General features: G+C 65.0%; 16 protein-coding genes. 7 read left to right on the top strand and 9 right to left on the bottom strand.

From position 1 onward, the window contains the following. Window positions 1-148: 148 nt before the first annotated feature. The gene (locus OC446_RS09545) at window positions 149-316 is read right to left on the bottom strand and encodes a hypothetical protein (protein ID WP_262028799.1); all 168 of its coding nucleotides are present in this window, start codon (window positions 314-316) and stop codon (window positions 149-151) included. Between the two features lie 93 nt (window positions 317-409). Here OC446_RS09545 and rocF point away from each other — a divergent pair, with 93 nt between their 5' ends. After that, the gene (rocF, locus tag OC446_RS09540) at window positions 410-1,360 is read left to right on the top strand and encodes an arginase (RefSeq protein WP_262028798.1); all 951 of its coding nucleotides are present in this window, start codon (window positions 410-412) and stop codon (window positions 1,358-1,360) included. A 130-nt stretch (window positions 1,361-1,490) separates the two neighbouring features. After that, complete coding sequence (locus OC446_RS09535) at window positions 1,491-2,852, top strand: NAD(P)/FAD-dependent oxidoreductase (protein ID WP_262028797.1); 1,362 nt, start codon at window positions 1,491-1,493, stop codon at window positions 2,850-2,852. A 25-nt stretch (window positions 2,853-2,877) separates the two neighbouring features. Here the strand turns inward: OC446_RS09535 and OC446_RS09530 are convergent, their stop codons facing one another. From OC446_RS09530 to OC446_RS09520, 3 genes are all read right to left on the bottom strand, one after another. After that, window positions 2,878-3,123, bottom strand: a complete 246-nt coding sequence (locus tag OC446_RS09530) for a hypothetical protein (protein WP_262028796.1) — start codon at window positions 3,121-3,123, stop codon at window positions 2,878-2,880. 42 nt (window positions 3,124-3,165) lie between these two features. After that, a complete protein-coding gene (locus tag OC446_RS09525) occupies window positions 3,166-4,278 on the bottom strand; it encodes an NADH:flavin oxidoreductase/NADH oxidase (protein WP_262028795.1) in 1,113 nt (370 codons plus the stop codon). Between the two features lie 67 nt (window positions 4,279-4,345). Next, window positions 4,346-5,071, bottom strand: coding sequence for a Crp/Fnr family transcriptional regulator (locus OC446_RS09520; RefSeq protein WP_262028794.1), 726 nt, complete (start codon window positions 5,069-5,071; stop codon window positions 4,346-4,348). Window positions 5,072-5,305: 234 nt separating this feature from the next. Between OC446_RS09520 and OC446_RS09515 the strand changes: the two genes are divergently transcribed. The 4 genes from OC446_RS09515 to OC446_RS09500 all read left to right on the top strand — a co-directional run bounded on the left by OC446_RS09515 (window position 5,306) and on the right by OC446_RS09500 (window position 9,282). Beyond that, window positions 5,306-5,572 carry a hypothetical protein gene (locus OC446_RS09515; RefSeq protein ID WP_410055047.1) on the top strand — a complete coding sequence of 89 codons (267 nt, stop codon included), beginning with the start codon at window positions 5,306-5,308 and terminating at the stop codon, window positions 5,570-5,572. Between the two features lie 79 nt (window positions 5,573-5,651). Continuing rightward, window positions 5,652-7,913, top strand: a complete 2,262-nt coding sequence (locus OC446_RS09510) for a PAS domain S-box protein (RefSeq protein WP_262028793.1) — start codon at window positions 5,652-5,654, stop codon at window positions 7,911-7,913. Between the two features lie 89 nt (window positions 7,914-8,002). Next, the gene (locus OC446_RS09505; protein WP_262028792.1) at window positions 8,003-8,893 is read left to right on the top strand and encodes a LysR family transcriptional regulator; all 891 of its coding nucleotides are present in this window, start codon (window positions 8,003-8,005) and stop codon (window positions 8,891-8,893) included. A 191-nt stretch (window positions 8,894-9,084) separates the two neighbouring features. Continuing rightward, window positions 9,085-9,282, top strand: coding sequence for a hypothetical protein (locus tag OC446_RS09500; protein ID WP_262028791.1), 198 nt, complete (start codon window positions 9,085-9,087; stop codon window positions 9,280-9,282). Between the two features lie 201 nt (window positions 9,283-9,483). Here the strand turns inward: OC446_RS09500 and OC446_RS09495 are convergent, their stop codons facing one another. From OC446_RS09495 to OC446_RS09480, 4 genes are all read right to left on the bottom strand, one after another. Beyond that, a complete protein-coding gene (locus OC446_RS09495) occupies window positions 9,484-9,687 on the bottom strand; it encodes a hypothetical protein (RefSeq protein ID WP_262028790.1) in 204 nt (67 codons plus the stop codon). 258 nt (window positions 9,688-9,945) lie between these two features. Continuing rightward, window positions 9,946-10,704 carry a LuxR C-terminal-related transcriptional regulator gene (locus OC446_RS09490; RefSeq protein ID WP_262028789.1) on the bottom strand — a complete coding sequence of 253 codons (759 nt, stop codon included), beginning with the start codon at window positions 10,702-10,704 and terminating at the stop codon, window positions 9,946-9,948. 459 nt (window positions 10,705-11,163) lie between these two features. After that, window positions 11,164-11,454: a hypothetical protein gene (locus tag OC446_RS09485; RefSeq protein ID WP_262028788.1), complete on the bottom strand. Its 291-nt coding sequence runs from the start codon at window positions 11,452-11,454 to the stop codon at window positions 11,164-11,166. A gap of 268 nt (window positions 11,455-11,722) precedes the next feature. Then, window positions 11,723-12,142 (bottom strand): DoxX family protein, encoded by a 420-nt coding sequence (locus OC446_RS09480; RefSeq protein ID WP_262028787.1) that lies wholly within the window; start codon window positions 12,140-12,142, stop codon window positions 11,723-11,725. Between the two features lie 374 nt (window positions 12,143-12,516). Between OC446_RS09480 and OC446_RS09475 the strand changes: the two genes are divergently transcribed. Further along, a complete protein-coding gene (locus OC446_RS09475; RefSeq protein WP_262028786.1) occupies window positions 12,517-13,314 on the top strand; it encodes a DUF1194 domain-containing protein in 798 nt (265 codons plus the stop codon). Window positions 13,315-13,341: 27 nt separating this feature from the next. Here OC446_RS09475 and OC446_RS09470 read toward each other — a convergent pair whose 3' ends face one another. Beyond that, the gene (locus OC446_RS09470) at window positions 13,342-14,325 is read right to left on the bottom strand and encodes a Bug family tripartite tricarboxylate transporter substrate binding protein (RefSeq protein WP_262028785.1); all 984 of its coding nucleotides are present in this window, start codon (window positions 14,323-14,325) and stop codon (window positions 13,342-13,344) included. Window positions 14,326-14,407 lie beyond the last annotated feature (82 nt).

The raw sequence follows: 14,407 nt of genomic DNA, 5'->3' as shown, positions 1-14,407 counted from the left end.
CAGCAGAATAGCCAGGACGAGGGCAAGGCGAGCTCCACCCAAGATTGTTCTCCGGAACGCCAGAACAGCACCGCCATGAGGGCGGCTCGACTCTAACCGTTCAGCTTCGCCGATGTTCCCGAAAATGTGATCCCCGGCGCCGGGAACCTCAGGGCCAGAACTGCCGGATCGGAATGCCGTATTCGCTGGAGGCGAGGACGAGAATGAGCGCTCCGACGGCAGCCAGAAGTCCGATCAGGAACAGCGTGACCAGGAATCCCGGGTCGCGGAAAACGCGGAAATCCTTGCGTAGTGAGCTGATCTGCGGCTCCGTCATCGTCATTCCCGAGAAGGTTTGTGCTATGCAGGCAACCGAACAGCGGACGTCGTGTTCCGCACAGGACCCCGACGGAATCCCGAGGAGAGCGGAATGACATCGAAGCCGTGCATCGTTCTGGGCGTGCCGGTTCAGGAGGGCGCCGGCCGGCTCGGCTGCGACATGGGCCCGAGCGCCTTCCGGACCGCCGGCCTCCTCACCGAGCTGCAGAGCCTCGGCTACGAGGTGGAGGACAGGGGCAACATCGCGCCCCGGCCGCTCCGGGATCTGCGGCACCCGAACGCCGCCATCAAGGCCCTGCCGGAAACCGTCGCCTGGACGGAGGCCATCGCTGAGGCGGCCTATCGGGCCGCCGGCGACGGGATGCCGATCTTCGCCGGCGGAGACCACAGTCTCTCGGCCGGCTCGATGACGGGGCTCGCACGGCGCGCCGCCGAGGAAGGCCGCGAGTTCTTCGTCCTGTGGCTCGACTCGCATCCGGACTTCCACACCCTCGCCACGACCACGAGCGGCAACCTGCACGGCGTGCCGATGGCCTATGCCACGGGCCGCGAGGGATTCGACGGCTACTTCCCGCCGCTCGCCGCTCCCATCAAGCCGCAGAACGTCTGCATGATGGGCATCCGCAGCGTCGATCCCGCGGAGCGCTCCGCCCTGCAGGGCGCGGGCGTGACGGTCCACGATATGCGCTCCATCGACGAGAACGGCGTCGTGTCGCTCCTCGACGCCTTCCTGAAGCGCGTCGCGGAGGCGAACGGCATCCTCCACGTGAGTCTCGACGTGGATTTCCTCGATCCCGTGATCGCGCCCGGCGTCGGCACCACGGTTCCCGGCGGCGCGACCTTCCGCGAGGCGCATCTCATCATGGAGATCCTGCATGACAGCGGCCTCGTGGGCAGCCTCGATCTGGTCGAGCTCAATCCGTTCCTCGACGAGCGCGGCCGCACGGCCCTGCTCATGGTCGATCTCGTGGCGAGCCTGATGGGACGGCGCGTCCTCGACCGGCCGACCCAGAGCTATCGCTACACCCCCAAGTTCAGCTGAGACGACGACGGGAATGGAAGGCTCCAGGCGGCCGCCGCGCGCGCGGAACATCGACGCCCCGCGCCGATTAGCCAGAGTGAGGGTGCGACGCACAGCAAGCCATTCCGACACCACAAAAGCGAGGGCCGCGATGACCGCTCGAAGACCGAAGGTTGTGATCGTCGGAGCAGGGTTCGGCGGGCTGACGGCGGCACAGTCCCTGGCGCGGGCGCCGGTCGACGTCACGATCATCGACCGGCACAATTTCCACTACTTCCAGCCCCTGCTCTATCAGGTCGCCACGGCGGCCCTGTCCCCGGCCGACATCGCATGGCCGATCCGCAGCATCCTGCGGCGCCAGAAGAACGCGACGGTGCTTCTGGCGGATGTCACCGGCATCGACGCGCAGGCGCGGATCGTCCAGGCCGGACCGCTGAGCGTGCCGTACGATTACCTCGTCGTCGCGACCGGTGCCACGCATTCCTATTTCGGGCATCCGGAATGGGCCTCCGTCGCGCCGGGGCTGAAGCAGATCGAGGATGCGACGGTGATCCGCCGCAAGATCCTCCTCGCCTTCGAGCACGCCGAACTGACCGACGACGCCGACGAGCAGCGCCGTCTGCTCACCTTCGTGGTCGTGGGCGGCGGCCCCACCGGAGTCGAGATGGCCGGGGCCATCGCGGAAGTGGCCCATCATGCCCTGCCGTCCGAGTTCCGGCGCATCGATCCCCATAGCGCCCGGGTGATCCTGATCGAGGCGGGACCGCGCCTGCTGCCCGCCTTCCCCGAGGATCTCGCGGCCTATGCGCAGAAATCCCTGGAACGGATGGGCGTTGAGGTCAGGACGAATGCCCGGGTGACGGATTGCACCGAAACCGGCGTCGACCTCGAGGAGAGCCGGATCGCCGCCGGAACCGTCATCTGGGCTGCCGGCGTCGTAGCCTCCCCGGCGGCCGAGTGGCTCGGGGCGGAGCACGACCGCGCCGAGCGGGTCAAGGTCGACGTTCATCTGAAGGTGCCCGGCAGGCCCGAGATCTTCGTGATCGGCGATACCGCCTCAGTGGTCGACGCGGAGGGAAAGACCGTACCGGGCATCGCTCCGGCGGCCAAGCAGATGGGCCGCTATGTGGCCGATGTGATCGCCGCGGCGGTCGGGAACGGGACCGAGCCCGGGCCGTTCCGGTATCGGCATCAGGGCGACCTCGCCACGGTAGGGCGCAAGGCCGCCGTGGTGAAGCTCGATTCCCTTCATCTCACGGGCTTCATCGGCTGGCTGTTCTGGGGCATCGCGCATGTCTATTTCCTGATCGGCCTGCGCAACCGGGCCGTCGTGGCTTTCACCTGGCTGTGGAACTACCTGACCTACCAGCGGGGCGCACGCCTCATCACCGACGGTCCGGCGGAACAGAATACGGCCCGGGACGAGAAGGCGCGGCCGCTGCCTACCTCCGTCGAAGTGAGCCGCGGCGCCGACCGGGAGCAGCGTCGCTCGGGCCGGGCCGACTGGCGTTAGAGCGATAAGGCGACAGGGCCCGGAATCACCCGCCGTTCTCGCGGTAGGCGCCGCGATGGATCGCGTCGAAGCCGCGATCCGTCAGCTCGATCGTTCCGGCATCGGGCACCGCGACATAGCCGAGATGGGCCAGTTCCGACACGGCCACCGCCACTGCGGGATCAGTCCCGAAATGCGCGTCGAGCGTGGCCATGGTGAGGCGCGCTCCCGGCCTGCGGTGTGTCTCCCGCATGTAATCGAGGATGTCGCATGCAGTCTCGCTCAGCTCCATGGGCGTGTCCCCCGATAGGCCATGTCCCAACGCTCCCTCGGATCAGTCATCAGCCCGGATCTTGAAGAGGTCGGGATATTGCCGCGGTTGAGAACGCAGGTATTGCGGCGGCGCCTTGACGGCTGCGCCGAAATGCGCGGCGGCGTGCCAGGGCCAGCGCGGGTCGTAGAGAGCCGCGCGCGCAATGGCGATCAGATCGGCATCGCCCGTGACGAGGATCGATTCCGCCTGCACGTAATCCGTGATGAGGCCCACGGCGATGACCGGCATCCCGACTGATTTCACCGCGCGGGCGAGCGGCACCTGATAGCTCGGCCCCACGGGAATCTTCTGCGCCGGCGTCAGGCCGCCGCTCGACACGTGGATCGCGCTGCAGCCGCGGGCCTTGAGGGCTTTCGCGAATTCCACCGTCTCCTCGATGGTCCAGCCGCCCTCGGCCCAATCCGTGCCCGACACCCGCACCGTCACCGGGCGCTCGGCCGGGAACGCGGCGCGAACGGCATCGTACACCTCGAGCGGAAAGCGCATCCGGTTTTCGAGGGACCCGCCATATGGGTCCTCACGCCGGTTGGACAACGGGGAGAGGAACTGGTGCAGCAGGTATCCATGGGCCACATGGATCTGCACGGCTGCGAGGCCGAGGCGTCCGGCGCGCCGCGCCGCATCGGCGAAGGCCTCACGCACCCGCACGAGGCCGTCCCGATCAAGCGCCGTGGGAGGCACCTCGTCGGCTCCGTGCGGGATCGCGGAAGGCGCCTCCGTCTGCCAGCCGTTGGGATGGTCGGGCGAAATCTGCCGGCCGCCTTTCCAGGGAACCTCGGTGGAGGCCTTGCGTCCGGCATGGCCGAGCTGGATCGCGATCGGCATGTCGGACCAGCGCCGGACTCCGTCGAGAACACGGCGCATGGCGTCTTCGCATTCATCCGAGTAGAGGCCTACATCCCCGTAGGTGATCCGGCCCTCGGGCGTGACCGCCGTCGCCTCGATGGTCAGGAGCGCCGCCCCCGAGAGCGCGAGCTGGCCCAGATGGATCAGGTGCCAGTCGTTCATGCAGCCGTTTTCGGCCGAGTACTGGCACATGGGCGCGATGACGATCCGGTTGGCGAGTTCGAATTCTCCGATCCGGAAAGGCGTGAACAGCTTCGCGTGCGACATGGGCTGCCTCTCGGTTGCCGATGGATTTCGTCAGGAATGCGGTGGCTCCGGAACGCCCGTCCGGGTCTCATCGCTTGAGATGAAGATAACCGGGATCGAAGTCGCCTGCCAGCTGAAGGGCCTTCCAGTCCGGGATGTGGAGAGAGCCTCCGCGCAGGACGATCAGCCCTTCGCTTCTCAGATCCTGGAGGACGCGGTTCACGTGAACCGTCGAGAGGCCCAGGGCGTCGCCCAGTTCGTTCTGGGTCACCGGCAGCTCGTAGCCGTCCTCGCCGGCAAGGCCGACCGCCTTCAGACGGACTTGGAGCTCGCAGAGAAGGTGAGCGATGCGCTGATAGGCCGAGCGGCGCCCCATGCCGACCATCCATTCGCGGAACATGGCCGCATCGATGAGCGTGTCGCGCCAGAACGCGGCCGCGAGACCGGGGTATTGCGCCAGAACACGACGCAGGCTCTCGTGCGGAATGAGGGCAAGGCTGCTCGTCACGAGCGTCCCGACGCTGTGGTCCATCACATGCAAATGAAGGCTCTGCAGGTCGGGAATGTCGCCGGGGATGTAAAAGCCCATGATCTGACGCCTGCCGTCGGAGAGAACCTTGTACCGGCAGACGAAGCCGCTCAGGACCAAGCAGCATTCCGAAGGCCTGTCCCCGTCGCGGACGATGTCGCTGTCCGCCTCCATGACCTTGACGGCCATGGGCAAGTCGAGCAACGCCTGCCTTTCCTCGTCGGACAGGCTGACGATACTGTCGAGCTTCCACAGCAGTGGATTGGTGTTGACCTGTCTATGCATGACGAAGCTCATCATAGCATCTCCAGCCGCGTCGGCAGAGTGCGACCGCGCGACCTTGGACCAGCAGGGGTTACGCTCGCCATGCCCCCCATGAACACATCTCTCCTGGGGCAATGCGCGCGCGGAACATCTGTTGCGTCCCCCCCCCCGTAAATTCTGCACGGGACCCGGTTTCGCGGAACAGGCGGCCGTAAAATGTCTTTCCCTTTTGGAATGTAATCCGAGGTCCGCTTCATGAATAATCGTGACATCATCGTCATCGGCGGATCATCAGGAGCGACCGCCCCGCTCAAGACCATCCTGGGCGCACTTCCGGCCGAGCTGGTCTCCCGCATGGCGGATGACGGGCGCCGGAGCGGCCGCCGATCGGTCGCCGAGATGTACGAGGCGAGGGCTCTCGAATACCGGCAATACGCCGACACCCTGCGCAAGGCCGTCCTGCAGTCTATGACATCGCTTGCCTCCCGCATGGACGAAGCCGGGCCGGAGAGCGACGGATAGGCCATGGGAGATGATCTTTGAGAGGTGGTGCAATTCTCCGTAGTATGGCAAACCCCCTCCCGAGCTGGGAAACTTGACCGTGGCCGCCAGGAAGAGCGAGACGACGTCCTCCGAAACCGCCCCCAATACCGATATCGGTTCCAGAAGTGCTTCCTTTATCGTTGCGGCGGGAGTCTCCGGGGCGGAGAGCCATTCCCTGGAGCGCTTCCTGGCTGAGCTGACCATCGGAGAGCAGATGGCCGTCGTCCTCGTCTTTCATCACCGGGAGGCGCTGGACGATGGGCGGTTCGCGGCGACGCTGGCGCAACACGACCGACACCTCACCCAGGCGGTTCGGGGAGCCCTCGTCGAATCCGGCCGGATCTATTGGTCTGCCCTCAACACCATCCTGACCGTCGAGGACGGGCGTTTTCAGATCCGTGACGCCCAGGAACCGCCGGGCGAGCGGGGCACCATCGACAGCTTCCTCATCTCGGTGGCCCAGGACAGGGAAGAGAAGGCCATCGGCATCGTCTTCTCCGGCACCAACGGGGTCGGAACGCTCGGCATCACGGCCCTCAAGGAGGCGGGTGGCCTGACGCTCGCGGAGGAAAGCCCAGAGCTGTCCGTCGAAGGTATCGCTCCCAACCACAGCCCCGTGGCCGTCGCGGATTTCGTCCTGCCCCCGGAGGAGTTGGCCAAGCGCGTGCAGTTCCACGTGAGCCACGCGGCCCGATACGACGAGGCCGCCCATCTCGAAGCGGAGGCCGCCGAGGTCTCCGATCCCCTGGCCGGCGGCTCCTTCATGCGCGACGAGCATGTGAAGCATCTCGAAACGGACCTGCGCGTCACCCGCGAAAGGCTCCAGGCGACCATCGAGGAACTGACCACCGTCAACGGCGAGCTCGCGCATGGGGTGCAGGAACTCGGCCGCTCGAACAGCGACCTGAAGAACCTTCTGGAAAGCACGCAGATCGCGACGATCTTCCTCGACAACGACCTGCGCGTGATGAACTACACGCCGGCTGTGACCGAGATCTTCCAACTCGTCGAAACCGACGTGGGACGGCCGATCGGGCACATCAAGTCGCGCATCGCCTATGACGAGCTCCAGGACGATGCTCGCCGGGTGATCCGCACGCTCGGCAGCGTCGACCGGGAGATCGAGGATCCAGCGACGGGGACGCGCACCATGGTGCGCGTGCTGCCCTATCGCAGTATCGACAACTACATCGGCGGCGCCGTCGTCACCTTCATGGACGTCACGCCCCTCACGCGGGCGCAGCAGGCCCTGCGCGAGAGCGAGGAGCGCTTCCGCGCCATGGCCGAGCAGGCCGAGGTGGGCATCGCGATGACGGACCGCGACGGGCGCGCCATCTATGTCAACGACCGCTATTGCACGATCCTCGGCCTCACCCGCGAGCAGATCGTCGGCCGGGCGATCCAGGAGCTGACACCGATCGAGGCGGAAAATCGCAGCGACGCCATGCTCGAGCGTGCGCTCTCGAGCGGCGAATCCTTCATCGGCGAGAGGCGCCACCGCCGTCCCGACGGCTCGATCATCTGGGTGCGCAACAACGTCAGTGCCCGGCGCGATGTGTCCGGAACCGTGGTGGGCAGCCTGATCATCGCGATCGATATGACCGTGCGCGTGCGCGCGGAGGAAGCCCTGCGGGAGAGCGAGCAGCACACGAAGCTCCTGCTCGCAGAGCTCCAGCATCGCGTCCGCAACACCCTCGCGGTGGTGCGCTCCATCACGCGGCGGACGGCGGCGAACAGCAACACGGTCGACGATTACGCCATGCATCTCGAAGGGCGGATCGAGGCCTTCGCCCGCACGCAGACCATGGCGACGCGCTCGGCCGATTCCGTCATCGACCTCGAGGAGCTGGTGCGGGACGAGTTGCTCGCCCATGCGGTGCGAGACGACGAGAAGGCCCATGTGGAAGGGCCGCCCGTCCGGCTGCGGACCGTGGTGGCGGACAAGCTGGGCCTGGCGATCCACGAGCTCGCCACCAATGCGGTCAAGTATGGCGCGCTCTCGGAGACCGGCGGCCATATCGACGTGACCTGGACCATCGAGGGCGGCGACGGCGAGCGGACTCTCAAGCTGGAATGGCGGGAGACCGGCATTCGCATCGCGACCGCGGCCCCCCGCCGGCGCGGCTTCGGCACCGAGCTGATCGAGCGCAGCCTGCCCTACGAGATCGATGCCAGGACGGCGCTGGAATTCTCGCCCGGCGGAATTCGCTGCGTGATCGAATTCCCGCTCAACCAGCGCACCGCCCTGCTGGGCCGCGTCCAGGCCCCGGATGGCTCGGACGAGGACGAGAGGCCCGACGAACGCCGCTCTCCCCCGTGAAGATTGGGCTTGACCTGAACGGCCGCCCCGTTCTCCATTTGGCCGTCGCGAACTGCCGCAGGCCCACCCTCCAGCCTTGAGGATCCGCATTGGACTGGGACAAGATCAGACTGTTCTACGAAGTCGTCAACGCGGGGAATTTCACCCGTGCCGGCGAGAAGCTCGGAGTCAACCAGTCCTCCATCAGCCGGCAGATCAGCGCCCTCGAGCACGAATTGAAGGTCCCGCTCTTCCACCGGCACCCGCGCGGCCTGGTTCTGACGGAGCACGGCGACGTGCTGTTCAGGGCCGCGCAGGACATCCGCCTGCGCCTGGAGGAAACGCGCCAACGCCTGACCGAAACCAGCGAGCGGCCCGCGGGCGACCTGCGCGTCACCGCGACGGTCGGCATCGGCGGCATCTGGCTCGCCCGGCGCATCACCGAATTCATCGATCTCTATCCCGAGGTGCGCATCCAGCTCATCCTCACCAACGATGAGCTCGATCTCGCGATGCGGGAGGCGGACATCGCCATCCGCCTTCGCCTGCCGGCCCAGCCCGACCTGATCCAGCGCCGCCTGTTCACCATCCAGTACCACGCCTACGCGGCCCATACCTATATCGAGCGCTGCGGCGAGCCGGAGACCATCGCGGATCTCGACAATCATTCGATCCTCTGCCTCGGCGGCGACCAGCCGTCCTTCATCCTCGACCTGCATCGCCTGACCACGCTCGGACGCAATCCGAGGGATCCCCGCCCGAGCCGGTTCGTGGTCAACGACAGCCTGGCCCTGCGGCAGGCGATCGAGAACGGAGCCGGGATCGGCATGGCGCCGGACTACGCCATGAGCACCAATCCGCGGGTCAAGCAGGTCCTGCGCGACGAGGAGATGCCGACCCTCGACAGCTATCTCGTCTATCCGGAGGAGATGCGCTCCGTGGCCCGCGTCCAGGTCTTCCGCGATTTCCTCGTCTCCAAGGCGCAGCGCTGGGACTTCTGAGGCGCGTCCCGGCGCGTCGTCTTCAACCCGGAGGACGCGGCGGAGAAAATCCTCCTCCCGCATGGGATCCGATCCACCCTTCAACCCGTTGAACAGCGCGTCGTGTGGCGCGGACCCAAAGCTCCAACCTCATTTTCTCCACGATTCTTAGGCTACCTAACGTTTTCCCGAAAACCCTCAGGGCATCCCCCATGTCACGGTCCGTTCTCGCTGTTCTGTCGATTGCCGTCGGCCTTCCGTTCCTGATTCTGCTCGCTCTCGTCTCGTCGTCGGGCGTCAGCGCAAGCGTGTTCACGAGCGCCATCGGCCTCGTGATCATGTCGGTCTTCCTGATGCTGGTGGTTTACGAGATCAAGCGGATCGTCGACCTGCCGCCGGACGCGCACTGAGATCCGAACATACGAAAAGAGCATCGTGCGCACCTTCAGGCGCACGATGCTCTGAGTGTCCTCCCGCATCTTTGCACGCAAACCGTTCCCGTTTTTGCGTTCGATGCTCTTGATTGTCTCGGGCACCGTTTCGAGTGGCCCTGGAGGGCTGCACGATGCTCTTGGATTTTCCGTTTTATATTCTTACGCGAAATCGGTGTTTCAGGCTGCGGCGCGCGACCGGTTCGGATTTTCTTCCGCCGTGGCATTCTCCAGAGCCATCAGCAAAACGCCAATGTCTTCGTTCAGGAGATTGATGGCATTGCGCGCATATTCGCGGAAATCCTGCCTGATGGCCTCAGCCTCGGCATCCCACAGGCAGTCCTCATGCTCGGCATCGTAGAATGCGCGAGCGACCAGCTCCACTTGATAATCCATTGATGCCCCACTTCACCAATTCAGGTGTCATTGTTTTCAAATCAGGCCCGCAGCGCGAATACGCATTTACACTTATTATTTCGCTGATCCGCCGCGAGGACGTACTAGGCTTACAGTCCCGTTCGACTGATCCGCAACTCGCCACATGAGCTACCCCCAAAGGAGTAGGCCGCCTTTCGGCGGCCTCTCTTATTAGGAAAAATCGCATAAGTGAGCCGTTTCAGGTCACAGGAACGGCGCTTATTCTCACTCGCCCGCCTCCAGTGCGCGGACATTATCCTGTGCGAGATCGAAATGCCCGGTCGCCCATATCGCTGCCTGGGTCCTGTTGGTGGCCTTCACCTTCCGCAGGATCGCTTTGATATGCACCTTCACCGTGGCCTCCGCCACGCCGAGCTCACGCGCGATCACCTTGTTCGAGGCCCCCCGTGTCAGACAGCGGAGGATCTGGGCCTCCCGCTCCGACAGCTTTTCGAGAGCCTCGGTAGAGATGTTGCCGGGCGCACCGGCAGCATCGGAATGCGCCCGATCCTGACGGACCCGCTCCAGGAGAGCCAGCCCGATCGAAGCCGGGATGTAGGTTTCACCCAGGATGACGATTTCGAGAGCCTTGACCAGGGCGTGCCGTTCCATGCTCGTCGGGCAGAAACCGTCCATGCCGGCGCCGCAGAGTTGGATTGCGGTGTCCGGTTCCATGGCATCGGCCAGGACGACCACGCGCGAGAGCGGGTGTTGCGCCTTGAGCGTATCCACCATGGTGACGAGCTCCTGCGTCGGTCGGTTCTCGCAGATCATGAATAGCACCGGCATCGTATCGTCGAGCGCAGGGAGGTTCGACGGGTCGTCGCACTGCCCATCGACCAAGGCGAAGCGTGTGCCGGAGAGCACGTGACCTATGCCGGTGCGAAGCAGGAGATTCTGACAGATCAGGACCGTGGCGACATTCTGGAAAGGATCCTGCGCGACAGCAAGAATTTGTTCTTTGTAGACAACATCGTGCCTCATATGTGCTGGCCCCCATTCGTTCAGCGGTATGTCGAACAAGATCGTGACACCGTCCGCATACGACACGAGGCGATATGCCTTGGTCGAAAGGAGTCCGATCCATTCAGCCGATCCCAAACGGATCGAGCGTGGCAACAACCATCCCTACAGGCATTAGTTCCTTGATACTACGGCCCACGAAGGGGTAACTCTTCCTCCTGACGAAGGCCCGAAAGAGTCTCCGTTGCATCGCACGGGTGCACAAAAGGCGCATTGCCGAAGTCACGGGACGAGAGCCGCAGATGCCGCCTTTCGCGTCCCACGCCTCGATAATCAATACTCGTCTGAATGGAGAATGCGATGCAGCCGGCGACGCAGCATACGCGCCGTTTCGAGAATGAGCGCGTTGACATTCGCGTGAACGGATCGTGCGGGAGCAGAAACAGCAATTCGGCCGAACTCAGACGGCCGGGGCAATAATCATTCCGGCTGAGCGTGATCTTCCAAAGCCTGAATGAGCTCCATGCATTTCGCCGCGACGACCGCCGCCACCTTGGGATCCCCGTGGTAGTGCCGCATGGCAACGGCATTCGCCTGCTCGAACAGGTCGGTCAGATTTCCGGAGATGAACGGGCGGGAGCTCGGAAACTCGAAAGTCTTGGACTCGGAGCGGGATTTCGATTTCGCAGAATGCTTCGGCTCGAACAGCGTCAGCACCTCGCACCGATCGGCAATCTTCTTGAGATCTTTGAAAGCGATGATCTCCGCCATGTCCCACTCCACGCAACACTTCGTGCCCCGCTTTATCCTCTTCCGACGCAAAGGTCATGGGGCCTGCATCGAAAACGGGCGGTTCTCGAAAACCGTTCCAGAGAATAATCGCAGAACCCGTGAAAGTGACCCGTCTCTTCCGGGTTACGCCGGGGTTGTGAGGCGCGCGATCCCGGAATTCTTACTTATCGATTCCGGGACAGGTGCGGGATGGGAGCACCTGTCTGATCGGGATCACCGGCACAAACCGGTGATGACGTGTGATGAATCATCGCTCCCACGAGTGCCGCGGCCCTGCCGGCCGTCTAGCTCCGTCGATGCTCCAGGCGCCCGGGCCGGTGAAGACGAAGAGCAGGAACACGAAGCAGAAGAGGATCGCCGCGTCGCCGCCGTTGAGCGCCGGATAGGGGCTCTGGGGCGCATGGAACATCCAGTAGGCCACGGCCATCTCGCCGGCGAGCAGGAAAGCGACGGGCCGGGTGAACAAGCCGATCAGGATCAGGAAGCCTCCGGCGAGTTCGAGAACGGCGCCGATTCCGAACAGCGAGAAGAGCGCCGGCACGCCTCCCTCGGGAGGGGCCGGGAAGCCGAACAGCTTCTGCGTTCCGTGTTCCATGAAGATCAGGGCCGTGACGATCCTCAGGACGGCCAAGGCATGGGGCGACCAACGGTCGAGGGTGGCGGACATGCGAATGCGAACCTTCTGCTGGGGTCGGAGCACCGCGGCGAACGCGGATCTCCGCCGGCCGGGTTATAAGGCGGGCGGGACAACCGGCCACCGCCTCCTCGGTGCCGACGAGGTCGCTGGAACCCGAAGGAGCCGAGCGACGGCCTGCCTTGTTCCTCACGCTAAATTGAGGCCTCCGGCGTGCTTCCTGAGACGATCCAACCTTGCCCGGTGGGAGATTCGTGTCAGCTTCTCCTGGCACTTCGCCTCATCCCTCCCTGATCCTGAGGAACAGCGCAGCAGCGTCTCTGGGGAGCGATCAGACCGTACTGGGCGCTCGCTCATCCTGAGGGTCGGGAACATATGAGTCGGACATCGGCGGAACGGAGGTCGGGATGGATTTCAGGCGTCTCAGCATGATCGCGGCCCTCATGGCGGCGTCGCTCTGGCTGCCCGCCTCCCCGGCCAGGGCGGAAACGGAGGTGGACGTCGCGCTCGTCCTCGCCGTGGACGTGTCCCGCTCCATGGATCCGGACGAGCAGGAGCTTCAGCGCCAGGGCTTCATCGAAGCCTTCCGCTCGCCTCAGGTGCACGACGCCATCAGGAACGGCATGGTGGGCCGGATCATCGTGACCTATTTCGAATGGTCGGGCGTGGATTACCAGCGCGTGATCGTGCCCTGGACCGTGATCGACGGCCCGGATGCCGCCGTGAAATTCGCCGACAGCCTGCACGACAATCCGATCGGCCGCCTGCGGCGCACGTCGATCTCCGGCGCCATCGACTTCGGCGCCAAGCTGCTGGAGCAGACCGGCGTCGAGCCCATCCGCCGCGTCATCGACATCTCGGGCGACGGGCCCAACAGCAGCGGACGGAGCGTCACGGCCGCCCGCGACGAGGCCGTCGCGAAGGGCATCACCATCAACGGCCTTCCCATCATGCTCAAACGCCCGACGGGATTCGGCGACATGGAGAACCTCGACCTCTACTACAAATCCTGCGTCATCGGAGGCGAAGGCGCGTTCCTCGTCCCCGTGCGGGAGCGCCACCAATTCGCCGACGCCATCCGCACGAAGATCATCCGCGAAATCGCCGCCCTCTCCGCTCCATCGCTGATCCAGAAGGTCCAGGCGGAGCCGCCCGTCAGCTGCCAGGAGGGCGAGCGCGGGATGTATCGCTGGGACCGGAACTGACGTGATCTGAAGATCTGAGGTGAAGGCTCATTCCAGCGTGATGTTGGCCGTCCGGATCACCTTCTCCCACTTGGCCCCCTCCTCCTGCATGTAGGCGGCCATCTCGGCGGGAGAGCCCTGGAGCACGTCGATGCCGGCGCCGACCAGCTTGTCGCGGATCTCCGCATTGGCGACCACGCTGCGATAGGTGTCGTTGAGCTTGGCGATGATCTCCGACGGAGTGCCGGCCGGCGCAACGAAGCCCTGCCAGGCCCAGGCCTCGAAGCCCGGCTGATCGGCCGCCACTGGCGGCACGCCGGGAAGCCCCGCGAATTCCTGCGGCGATGCCACGGCGATCGCCTTGATCGGGCCGGAAAGCTGCGAGCGAGCCGTGGCGAAATCGATAAACATCATGTCGACCTGCCCGGCGACCAGATCCTGGACGGCCGGCGCAGCGCCCCGGTACGGCACATGGGTGAGCTTGATCCCGGCCCCCTGGGAGAGCAGCTCCGTGGCCAGATGGAACGGGCTGCCCAGTCCCGGCGTCGCGTAGTTGATCTTGCCGGGATTCTTCTTCGCCTCGGCCACGAGTTCCTGAACCGATTTTACCGGCAGCCTGTTCGTATTGACGAGGAGCACCAGGGCGAAGCGTCCGGACAGGGAGATCGGGGCGAAATCCTTGTACGGGTCGAAGGAGAGCTTCCTGTAGAGCGTGCGGTTCGTCGCGAAGGTGGCCGTATCGCCCAGGAGCAGCGTATAGCCGTCGGGCTCCGCGCGGGCCACCGTGTCGGCCCCGATATTGGTCCCGGCGCCGGGCTTGTTCTCGATGACGAATTGCTGGCCGAGCTTCTCGCCCATGGCGCCGAAGACGAGCCGGGCGAAGAAATCCGTTCCCCCGCCGGCCGCATAGGGCACGATCACCCGCACGGGCCTCGTAGGATAGGCCGATTGCGCGAAGCCCGGCCAGGGCGCCAGGGCAGCGGCGGACCCGGCGGCCAGGGTCTTGAGGAGGGTGCGGCGGGTCGGATTCATGGCGTTCTCCCGGGAATCGATACCGTTATGAGGGCTTGTGCGACCGGCGGGAGATAGCGTGTCACCCGCCACAAGGCCGACC

The organism is Microvirga sp. Mcv34, from assembly GCF_024519725.1.
GTDB lineage: Bacteria > Pseudomonadota > Alphaproteobacteria > Rhizobiales > Beijerinckiaceae > Microvirga.
This window is presented reverse-complemented; position numbering and strand designations above follow the sequence as displayed.

What these genes read in the sequence shown, in the direction of transcription:
- OC446_RS09545 (WP_262028799.1), bottom strand. Translation starts at nt 316, where the DNA reads ATGACGGAGCCGCAGATCAGCTCACTACGCAAGGATTTCCGCGTTTTC.
- rocF (WP_262028798.1), top strand. Translation starts at nt 410, where the DNA reads ATGACATCGAAGCCGTGCATCGTTCTGGGCGTGCCGGTTCAGGAGGGC.
- OC446_RS09535 (WP_262028797.1), top strand. Translation starts at nt 1,491, where the DNA reads ATGACCGCTCGAAGACCGAAGGTTGTGATCGTCGGAGCAGGGTTCGGC.
- OC446_RS09530 (WP_262028796.1), bottom strand. Translation starts at nt 3,123, where the DNA reads ATGGAGCTGAGCGAGACTGCATGCGACATCCTCGATTACATGCGGGAG.
- OC446_RS09525 (WP_262028795.1), bottom strand. Translation starts at nt 4,278, where the DNA reads ATGTCGCACGCGAAGCTGTTCACGCCTTTCCGGATCGGAGAATTCGAA.
- OC446_RS09520 (WP_262028794.1), bottom strand. Translation starts at nt 5,071, where the DNA reads ATGCATAGACAGGTCAACACCAATCCACTGCTGTGGAAGCTCGACAGT.
- OC446_RS09515 (WP_410055047.1), top strand. Translation starts at nt 5,306, where the DNA reads ATGAATAATCGTGACATCATCGTCATCGGCGGATCATCAGGAGCGACC.
- OC446_RS09500 (WP_262028791.1), top strand. Translation starts at nt 9,085, where the DNA reads ATGTCACGGTCCGTTCTCGCTGTTCTGTCGATTGCCGTCGGCCTTCCG.
- OC446_RS09490 (WP_262028789.1), bottom strand. Translation starts at nt 10,704, where the DNA reads ATGAGGCACGATGTTGTCTACAAAGAACAAATTCTTGCTGTCGCGCAG.
- OC446_RS09485 (WP_262028788.1), bottom strand. Translation starts at nt 11,454, where the DNA reads ATGGCGGAGATCATCGCTTTCAAAGATCTCAAGAAGATTGCCGATCGG.
- OC446_RS09480 (WP_262028787.1), bottom strand. Translation starts at nt 12,142, where the DNA reads ATGTCCGCCACCCTCGACCGTTGGTCGCCCCATGCCTTGGCCGTCCTG.
- OC446_RS09475 (WP_262028786.1), top strand. Translation starts at nt 12,517, where the DNA reads ATGGATTTCAGGCGTCTCAGCATGATCGCGGCCCTCATGGCGGCGTCG.
- OC446_RS09470 (WP_262028785.1), bottom strand. Translation starts at nt 14,325, where the DNA reads ATGAATCCGACCCGCCGCACCCTCCTCAAGACCCTGGCCGCCGGGTCC.